The sequence below is a fragment of the Francisella philomiragia subsp. philomiragia ATCC 25015 genome, from assembly GCF_000156715.1.
GTDB classification, from domain to species: Bacteria; Pseudomonadota; Gammaproteobacteria; order Francisellales; family Francisellaceae; genus Francisella; species Francisella philomiragia.
The window spans coordinates 1-996 of record NZ_DS999323.1; the positions used below are offsets into that span (position 1 = coordinate 1).

Sequence of the window (996 nt, forward strand, 5' to 3'; positions counted from 1 at the left end):
TTCTGGATCCGGTAATGCCCTTCTATCTAACTTACCATTTACAGTCAATGGCATATTCTCAAGCTCAACCAATATACTCGGTAACATATACTCCGGTAATACCTTAGCTAGTTGAGTGAGTATTGATTCTTGTGTTAGAGAATTGTCTTTGTCAGCTACATAGTAACCTACTAAATATTTAGTATCATTCTCTTTATTATGCTTGGCTAATACACATGACTGTTTAATCCCTGCTATTGAACTTAGTTGATTCTCAATCTCACCCAATTCAATACGATAACCTCTGATCTTGACTTGATCATCATTGCGACCTATATATTCAATATTACCATCAGATAACCATCTTACTAAATCCCCTGTCTTATATAATCTTACATATCCTTTCGATCTGTCAGATTCTGTAGCAAACGGATTAGATACAAATTTCTCTGCTATTAATTCAAGACGGTTAAGATAACTACGAGCAAGACCAGCTCCACCTATGTATAATTCTCCAACCACTCCAATCGATACTGGAGTCATATACTGATCAAGAATATATGTTTGAATATTGCTTAGTGGCTTACCTATATTAGTATTTAAATTACCTTCTTTATATTTATGTAATGTCGCACATACTGTTGACTCTGTAGGACCATATGCATTTATAAATAATCTATCTTTACTCCATTTATCCATTACCTCTTTGGAGCATGATTCTCCTGCTATGATTAGTGTCTTTAAATTTGATAAATCACTATGTTCCAAATTAGTTAACAATGCTGGAGGCAATGTAACAATACTTATTTCATTTAACTCTAAATAATCTAATAAAACACTATCTTTTCGCACTAACTTAGATGCAATAAATAGCTGACAACCTGCAGCTAAACTAGAAAACATCTCCCAAACTGAAGCATCAAATATATAGTTAGCATATTGTAATACTTTTGAATCTTTGTTTATTTGAAATTCTTCAATTTGATTAAATACTAAATTATTTAGGTTGGTATATGT

At 32.1% G+C, this 996-nt stretch carries 1 protein-coding gene; it reads right to left on the reverse strand.

Features of this window, described 5'->3' with window-relative positions:
- Nucleotides 1-996, reverse strand: a 996-nt coding sequence (locus FTPG_RS09505) for an amino acid adenylation domain-containing protein (RefSeq protein ID WP_004288259.1), incomplete at both ends; no start/stop codon positions are given.